General features: G+C 48.2%; 4 protein-coding genes and 1 other RNA gene. 3 read left to right on the top strand and 2 right to left on the bottom strand.

Features of this window, described 5'->3' with window-relative positions; translation table 11 throughout:
- Positions 1–778: 778 nt before the first annotated feature.
- Positions 779–1855, bottom strand: a complete 1077-nt coding sequence (gene fbaA / locus RM811_RS09160; protein WP_402523195.1) for a class II fructose-bisphosphate aldolase — start codon at positions 1853–1855, stop codon at positions 779–781.
- Between fbaA and RM811_RS09165 the strand changes: the two genes are divergently transcribed.
- The 3 genes from RM811_RS09165 (at position 1854) to ssrA (ending at position 6381) form a co-directional block, all read left to right on the top strand.
- Positions 1854–1997, top strand: coding sequence for a hypothetical protein (locus tag RM811_RS09165; RefSeq protein WP_402523197.1), 144 nt, complete (start codon positions 1854–1856; stop codon positions 1995–1997). The genes fbaA and RM811_RS09165 overlap by 2 nt on opposite strands.
- A 697-nt stretch (positions 1998–2694) precedes the next feature.
- The gene (gene adhE, locus RM811_RS09170; protein ID WP_402523199.1) at positions 2695–5325 is read left to right on the top strand and encodes a bifunctional acetaldehyde-CoA/alcohol dehydrogenase; all 2631 of its coding nucleotides are present in this window, start codon (positions 2695–2697) and stop codon (positions 5323–5325) included.
- Between the two features lie 690 nt (positions 5326–6015).
- Positions 6016–6381: a transfer-messenger RNA gene (ssrA, locus tag RM811_RS09175) on the top strand.
- A 697-nt stretch (positions 6382–7078) separates the two neighbouring features.
- Here the strand turns inward: ssrA and RM811_RS09180 are convergent.
- Positions 7079–8677, bottom strand: coding sequence for a transposase (locus RM811_RS09180; RefSeq protein WP_402523201.1), 1599 nt, complete (start codon positions 8675–8677; stop codon positions 7079–7081).
- Positions 8678–8806 lie beyond the last annotated feature (129 nt).

Consider the following 8806-nt stretch of genomic DNA (forward strand, 5'->3'; position numbering starts at 1 on the left):
TCCCCGCGAAGGAGGCTGTCGCAAAAGCCCTAAAAGAAGGGAACCACAAAGGCACAAAGACACAAAGTTTTTTTGGTTGCTCTCAGGCTACCCGTTGAACAAACCAGACCCTTCTTTTCTTTGTGTCTTTGTGTCTTTGTGGTTCAAAGCTTAATCTACCTTTTGCGATACCCACCTTCGAGTTTGTCGAAAAAGCCTGCAAAACCTCCGAACTCGTTCCCGCGGTCCCCCGCGGGAATGCATACCGAGCCCACCACAAATGAAACAACCCGCATAAAACTCCCGGAAACCCGGGCAAAGAGAGGTTTCCCATCATACGGTCAGCTCCGTATGCATTCCCATGCCGAGCGTGGGAACGAGGATTTCGGAGGCTTTTGCGACAGCCTCCTTCGTGGGGATAACCTCGCTCCCATGCTTGGTGTGGGAGTGCATGCCACATCCGGCACAAACGAAATATCCAGATGAAGGCGCACTCGGAGGGATGGGTTCTGCGTTCTCTCGCTTTGCATGACGCTTTAGAGTACGGCTATTAGTAAACCCTGCGGCAAGTTCCGTATGCATTCCCAAGGGGGTCATGGGAGTGAGCTTGTCTGGAGTTTGCGGCGAACTATAGAGGTGTGGGAGGGAGTCAATATTGAGAGAAGGCTTGCTGGTTGTGGGTAGGGCTTTTTAAGCCGGGATGAGGGTTTGCGAGCTTGCAGGTTTTTCTGGCGGAGTGGGATGTAATAGGATTGGTTTTAAGGGAGGAGGCACCGGCAAAGCCGGTGCCAGGACAGCATTACAGTACGTCGATGCTGTTCAGGTCACTATGGGCCTGTTCCAGACGGGCAGACATTGAAGTCTGGCTGGCACGTAACCATACCCGTGGATCGTAGGACTTCTTGTTTGGCTTGTCTGCGCCTTCCGGATTGCCCAGTTGGGCTTGCAGGTAAGCTTCGTTCTGCTTGTAGTAGTTCAGAACGCCTTCCCAGGCTGCCCATTGGGTGTCGGTGTCGATGTTCATCTTCACTACACCGTAGGACACCGCTTCACGGATTTCTTCCAGGGTAGAACCGGAACCGCCGTGGAATACGAAGTTCAGGGACTTGGCTGGAATACCGAACTTCTCGGAGCAGTACTTCTGGGAGTTGTCCAGAATCGTTGGCGTCAGCTGAACGTTACCTGGCTTGTAAACGCCGTGTACGTTACCGAAAGACGCGGCGATGGTAAAACGAGGGCTGATTTTGTTCAGGATTTCATAAGCGTAAGCAACGTCTTCTGGCTGGGTGTACAGCATGGAGCTGTCCATTTGCGAGTTGTCTACGCCGTCTTCTTCACCGCCGGTGCAGCCCAGTTCGAATTCCAGAGTCATGTCCATCTTGGACATACGCTTCAGGTACTCGGCGCAAGTCGCGATGTTTTCTTCCAGAGTCTCTTCAGACAGGTCGATCATGTGCGAGGAGAATAAAGGCTTGCCAGTCTGCTCGTAGAACGCTTCACCAGCGTCCAGCAGTGCGTCGATCCATGGCAGCAGTTTGCGTGCGGCATGGTCGGTGTGCAGGATCACAGGGATGCCGTAAGCTTCGGCAACAGCGTGTACGTACTTTGCTCCGGCGATAGCGCCCAGGGCGCCTGCAGGTCCTTCTTCTTTCAGACCCTTACCGGCCAGGTAGGCAGCACCACCGTTGGAAAACTGTACGATAACAGGCGACTTGACCTTGGCAGCCGATTCCAGGACAGCGTTGATTGAATCGGTACCGACAACGTTCACTGCTGGCAGGGCGAATTCGCCAGCCTTGGCAGCTGCAAAGATCTTCTGAACGTCATCACCGGTAACTACGCCTGGTTTTACCAGGTCCAGGATTTTCTGGGACATGAGTCTGATTCTTCCTCGATCAAGGGTTAGCAGTGTGTTTCAGTTTAATGCTATGTCTGGTCCGGGTTCTTCTCTTAAGGCCCGGGCGCAACGTAAGGAAGATGATTTACTCATTCCAGGGGTTGCTGGCCAGAGGCTTTAGATATTCCGGATAGGACACATCAAAATTGTGCTAATGATACGGAAAGGCTACAGCAGGTAAAGACATTTTCCCATTTAATAAAATACGGGATAAGTACAGCTGTACAGGCATTGTTACAAGGTGTTTTTAATTGTTTCCTGATGTTTGTCTTGGTGATTTGACAAGTGGTTAAGATGACATTTTATTTGTGTTTGTATGCTTTCTTTAACAATAAATGTTTTTTATCTTTAATTTCCAGCTTCTATCAGGGTTGTATGATTCATTTTCAAATGAATGTATATGATGTTTTTTGGTACTTTCTTTTATTAAAAATGCAATAGGGTTTAATTGACTTGAGTCAATTTCTTTGTGGATTTCCTGTGTTGTAATGCAGAAAAACGAGGTTGGTCTTATATTAGAAGCCACTATTTTCAGGTCTTGTAAATAATAGAAAGTTATATATTTTAACATCAGAAGTTTGTAATCAGAAAGTTATGGTTTTTAAGTGAATATGAAAATTGATTAAAGGTAATGATCGGGCATTAACAGACAGGATGCACTATCTTGGAATTGATGTAGATAGAAGACAGATTCCTGATGGTTTCAAGTTTAATAAATAATGTTACTGATCTTGAGAAAACGACAGAATAAAAAAGACGCTCAAGCTCAGGCGAATGTTTTGAAGGTTTTCTTGGTTAACTACTAGAGGATTAGAATCATGGCCGGTAAAAAGCAGGCTGAAAAACCCGCAAAGCAGGCAGCGGTTGTTCAAAATATAGATGTTCAGGATGTGGATGCTCAGATCAATGGTTTGATTGAGCGGGCAGTGGTTGCCAGAGATGAGTTTCTCAAGCTCGATCAGGAAACGATCGACAATATTACCAAAGCGATGGCGCTGGCCGGTCAGGCTGCCCATATGGAGCTGTCCCGCCTGGCGGTTGAAGAAACCGGACGGGGTATTCTGGAAGATAAGGTTATTAAAAATATCTTTGCGACAGAGTACGTCTACCACTCCATTAAATATGACAAGACTGTCGGCGTTATTGAAGATAATGCGGAAGAAGATTTCATGCTGGTTGCTGAGCCAGTGGGGATTGTCTGTGGTGTGACACCGGTGACCAATCCAACGTCTACCACCATGTTCAAGTCTATTATCGCCACGAAAACCCGGAACCCGATTGTTTTTGCTTTCCACCCTTCTGCCCAGCAGTGTTCCAGTGCCGCCGCCCGTATTGTTCGTGATGCCGCCGTTGAAGCCGGTGCTCCTGAAGACTGTGTGCTGTGGGTTGAGCACCCTTCCATTGAAGCAACTCAGAAACTGATGACTCACCCTGAAGTCGCTGTCATTCTTGCTACCGGTGGTTCCGGCATGGTGAGAGCCGCTTATTCTTCCGGTAAGCCGGCGCTGGGTGTGGGTTCTGGTAATGTGCCGTGCATTATTGATCAGTCTGCGGATATCAAACAGGCCTGTAATGATCTGGTGCTCTCCAAGAGCTTTGATAACGGTATGATCTGTGCTTCTGAGCAGGCCGCCATTATTCACCAGGCCGTCTATAAAGAAGTGGTTAATGAGCTGAAAAGCCAGAATGTTTACTTCACTTCTCCAGAAGAGACCCGTCGTCTGGCTGAAGTTGTCATTATGGATGGTCACGTTAACAGCAAAATTGTCGGCATGAAACCAGTATTCATTGCCGGGCTGGCGGGTATCAAAGTACCTGAAAATACCCGTATTCTTGCCTGTGAAATTGAAGGTGTTGGCCCAGAGTTCCCACTGTCCCGTGAGAAGCTGTCTCCGGTACTGGGTATTTTGAAAGCCAAAGATGCTGACGATTCCATTCGTCTGGCTGACCAGATGCTGAATTTTGGTGGTCTGGGGCACTCTGCCGTGCTGCATGCCCAGGACAATCAGGTGATTGATCATTTCTCTCTGGCCATGAAAGCCGGTCGTATTATCATCAATTCCCCAAGTACTCATGGAGCCATTGGTGATATCTATAACACCAATATGCCATCCCTGACTCTGGGTTGTGGCAGTTATGGTGGTAACAGTACAACGTCTAACGTGTCTGCGGTTAACCTGATTAATCTCAAGCGGGTAGCCAGGCGTCGGGTAAATATGCAGTGGTTCAAGCTTCCAAGAAAGATTTATTTTGAAGCGAACTCTCTTCAGTATCTGGAGAAAATGCAGGACATCTCTCGTGTATTCATTGTAACTGACGAAACCATTCAGTCCCTTGGATATGTAGATAAGGTTATGTATCACCTGAGAAAACGTCAGGTGCCGGTTCAGGTTCAGGTGTTTAATCAGGTTGAGCCTGATCCAAGTCTGGCCACCATTCGCGCTGGTGCCAAAGAGATGGAGCGCTTTAATCCAGACGTGATTATCGCCCTGGGTGGCGGTTCTCCCATTGATGCTGCCAAAGGTATGTGGTTGTTCTACGAACAGCCGGATGCAGACTTTGCGGGCATGGCGCAAAAGTTCCTGGATATCCGCAAGCGGGTTTACAAGTTCCCGAAGCTGGGTAAAAAAGCGAGTTTAGTGGCCATTCCTACCACGTCCGGTACCGGTTCTGAAGTGACTTCTTTTGCGGTAATTACCGACAAAGATAAAGGCATCAAATACCCGCTGGCTGATTATGAGCTGACCCCGGATGTGGCCATTATTGACCCGGTTCTGGTTCAGACTGTACCGAAGAAAGTGGCGGCTGATACCGGTCTGGATGTGTTGACCCATGCCCTGGAAGCTTATGTCTCCATCATGGCGTCGGACTTCACCGATGCGCTGGCCATGAAAGCGATTCAGCTGGTGTTTGAATACCTGCCCGCTTCTTACGATACAGCTGATAAGAAAGCCCGTGAAAAAATGCACAACGCCTCCTGTATTGCCGGTATGGCTTTTGCCAATGCGTTCCTGGGGGTAAACCACTCCATGGCCCATAAGGTTGGTCATGAATTCCATGTGTCTCATGGTCTGGCCAACGCGTTACTGCTGCCTCATGTGATTGAATACAATGGTTGTCCAAACCCAAGCAAAGTGGCTTCTTTCCCGAAATATGAGTATTACATTGCTCATGAGAAGTATGCGGAAGTAGCTCGTACCCTTGGTCTGCCTGCCTCTACACCGGAAGAGGGTGTTAAATCGCTGGCGAATGCCGTTCGTGATCTGATGAAGCGTGTTGATATGCCTCTGTCTCTGAAAGAGCACGGAGTGCCAGAAATGGCCTTTAAGGAAAAGGTCAGTATGCTTGCCAATCATGCCTTTGAAGATCAGTGTACAACTGCTAATCCACGTATGCCGCTGATCGTTGAACTGGAAGAGTTGCTGACGAAAGCTTACTACGGTAAATAAGATTCGACTGAAATATGTCGTATGCCTCTAATCAGAAATTGATTAGGGGCTTTTTTTTATGTTCGGATCCATATAGGGAAACTGTCGCAAAAAATTTTAAGTGCCGGTTGCTACCACTGCCGTCTTTCCCTCGAAGGAGGCTGTTGCAAAAGGTCTTATATGCCAATTTAAACCACCACCGTCTTTCCCGCGAAGGAGGTTGTTGCAAAACCCTCCGGACACCTCGTTCCCACGCTCTGCGTGGGAATGCATACCGTACTCGCCACAAGTGAATAACCAGCCTGAAACCCCCACAGATTCGGACAAGGAGAGGTTTCTCCACATGCGGCCAGATCCGTATGCATTCCCACGCAGGACCCCCAGGGCCTAAAAGCATGGGAGCGAGGGTTTTGCGACAGCCTCGAAGGCGGGAATCCATCTCGAGAGTGGGAGTCTATCCCGAGCAGTGGATCCCCGCCTTCGCGGGGATGACGTTGGTATATTTTGAGTGGCGTATTCCCTGATCATCCTTCATTGCAGTCTGTCTTATCCACTTGAAATTGAAAAGAACCCATGTAAAAGGCTCTGGAAGCCTTTCCTCAGAATAATTTAACGACAATGGTGTTATTTTCAGTGTAAAAGTACGTATGTACTAAACGCAGTTGCATTTGCCCTCCGATTTTGGCATAAATACGACAGCGTTTAGTTACCGGGGGCGATCAGGATTCGACGACGGTTACGAAACCTTAGGTGCATGTCGAGCGTGTAGTGATGCTCGTTAATCCAAACACTACAAACGTATTAGTTGCTAACGATAATAGCTACCACGGAGCTATGGCCGCCTAAAAACTGCCTGCTCCCGATCACTCTGTTTTGTCTATTGGGTGGAAATGATCGCAATCGAAAATAGAATCGTCACACCAGTTTTCCTGTAGCTGTTGGATTAAAACTTTCAGGATCGCGTAGTTCACCCTGACCGTTGGGTCGTGCTGCGTTAATTTAAAAACGGAAACTAAGCATGTAGAGCCGAAGGCGTAGAGCTGGCGGACGCGGGTTCAAGTCCCGCCGTTTCCATTGGGCTAGAGCCTGATATTACTAGGGGGTATGCTTTTTCTGGACAAAATCCGGAACTTTTCGAACAAAATTCTGATAATAGATTTGTTCTGTTAATGGCACACTTCCATGGCTAAAAACACTTCTGGATTCTTGCAACCCTTGGTTTTAAGCAGGTTTAGGAAATTGCTGATTCCATTATGATAGCAATCTTAGCACCGATAAATCGATGAACTGATTTACATTCCTATGTACTTTTACAGGGTACTATTGAGCTCATCGTTAATAGCAGCTATTCGATGTTGTTGATGCGTCCCGACATAACAGCCGACTATGATAAACCATGCTATACCGAGCTTATGAGCTACGGCTTCGAAACCCGAATCTACTGAACCCCGTCCAGTTTGAAACCGTGGATCCTCCCTGAAGGCAAACGCTGCCAATCGTGAGGGAATGCTTCGCAAAATCCATATTTTCTAACTAATCGCGATTTAGCCTTGTAATGACGAAACTTGATTTTTTGCAAATTTAGCTCCATACACCGAATTTGTGGGAGGATTGTTTCAGGGACGATATGTTTCAGCCAGTACGCATCGAACTGGAAATTCTGTACTCGCTGCAAAGCCAGTGTGATATCCACAATACTGCGAATTCGAAACTTATTTCAGTATATGCATGAAGCGTCAATGACTCTTGACTGATAAAGAAAGTCAGTAAGTGCTCAAAAACCACTGGTAAAACAATCGTCCACAACTCCACTGGCAGTCTGTTTTATCAGACTGCTGAGCCTGGGAATGAGACCAAACCCATTCAATCTGTCTTTCAGATATTCCCAGAAAGAAATACCATGAAGGCGACACGTCTTTTTCAGGCTGGCAAATGTGTCGCGGCTTTGCCGTCCTGCTTCGCTACGAGTCCCTCCGCTGATTTTTCGTCGTTTGACGTGCTCCCGTATCTGACTTTCGCTCAGATTGTTGTGTATAGGAAGGTTTGGGTCGTCCAGTACCTCTAATAGCTCTCGCTCTTTCACAGCCAACTTGCCCAAGGCGCCACGCAGCTCCGAGCATTTCGCAGGGATTTGCACCAGCTCACGAAATTCTTTTCGAATGGCGTCAGCTTTATAGGGCTCAGGCTTTTCCTTAAAAGCCTTCAATTCACGGTAGAGTTGCCAGAACCGGCAAAGCAGCTGGTGTTGCTCCTCGACCTGTTCCGAGTTAACCGGGATGAACCGTTCCAGTGGTCTCGCCGCATGAAGCCAGCATCCGGAACGGGTAAATACATCGAACTGTCCAGCGCCATCGCTATGGAGGGGAAGAACGGAAGGTACTCCGTGAGCAACCAGGCTACCATATAACATCGCTTCCGAAGCTCGTCGCCGAAGGTCTGGCCCGTCCATACCACAGTCGTTTAAAAAGCCATCCCAGGCTTTACGATTAATGAAGTGGACACCCAGGCAATCCTGGAATTTTTTCTGCCACTTAACCGGGAAATCGTGGTCAACCAGATAATTCATGGCGTGTTCATTCAGGACAAGGATTTTCCATGGACGATGCAGCAACGTCAGAAAATTTTCACGACTCTTGCTCTTGGTGCTGCCAAACCAGGTAAAGAGAGAATTACCGATAACGGTACAATAGCCATTCTGCCCTTTGTGCCGAGCACCAGTGTCGTCTGTTTGCAGGTAGTCGCAATGCAGCAAGCCTTCGGCCAGAAGCTCATCTTTTTCGGCATGAAAGGCCTCATGCTTCTTGGTCAGAAGGTTGCTGAGCTGGCCGGAGGAAATCGATGCTCCCATATCCCACAAGGATTCGAGCAGCATCGGCTCGGTAACAGCACAGGCGTGATGCTGGTGCAAAATATAACCCCGAAATTCGGGGCCAAAATGATAACCTTGAATACTCTCTGGAAGTTGGCCACTGATGAATGAACCATCCGGGGTAATCCAGTGTTCGAGCTCGTAGCGGGTCACTGAAACAGAAAAAGACAACTCTTGTACGTCGTAAGGAGTGACGCCTTTAAATATTGAACCTTCTGGTATGTTGTCGGGGGGCCTTCTTGCATGGTTTGTTACTGGGGGCTTGGGTGGCTTCTTTCGCTTTTTTCGAGTGCGCTCGTCAGGTTTGCCGGTATCGTCCTTTTCCTCATCTTCTTCATCTTCGCTTTTGCCTGTGGTGTTGTCATCATCTGTGGACTCAGAATCCCCATCAGAGTCCGTTGGCTGGTCACTCTCTGGCGCTACCGGCGGCTTGGTATTGGGTTTTATGTCTGGTTTGCAATTGAGTCCCTTAAGACGATGGATTTCATTCTCAAGATCAGTCACTCGCCCACTCGTGAGATTGATGGGACGATGCCTTTATCCTGAGCAGCCATGGCCAGAGAATTTTCCGACCAGTGGCTGAGTGGGTAACCATGGTCTTCCGGCTTGTCGCAGGACATGGCCACAATCAGG

Origin of the sequence: Endozoicomonas sp. (genome assembly GCF_031844845.1) — a bacterium.
Lineage (GTDB): Bacteria > Pseudomonadota > Gammaproteobacteria > Pseudomonadales > Endozoicomonadaceae > Endozoicomonas.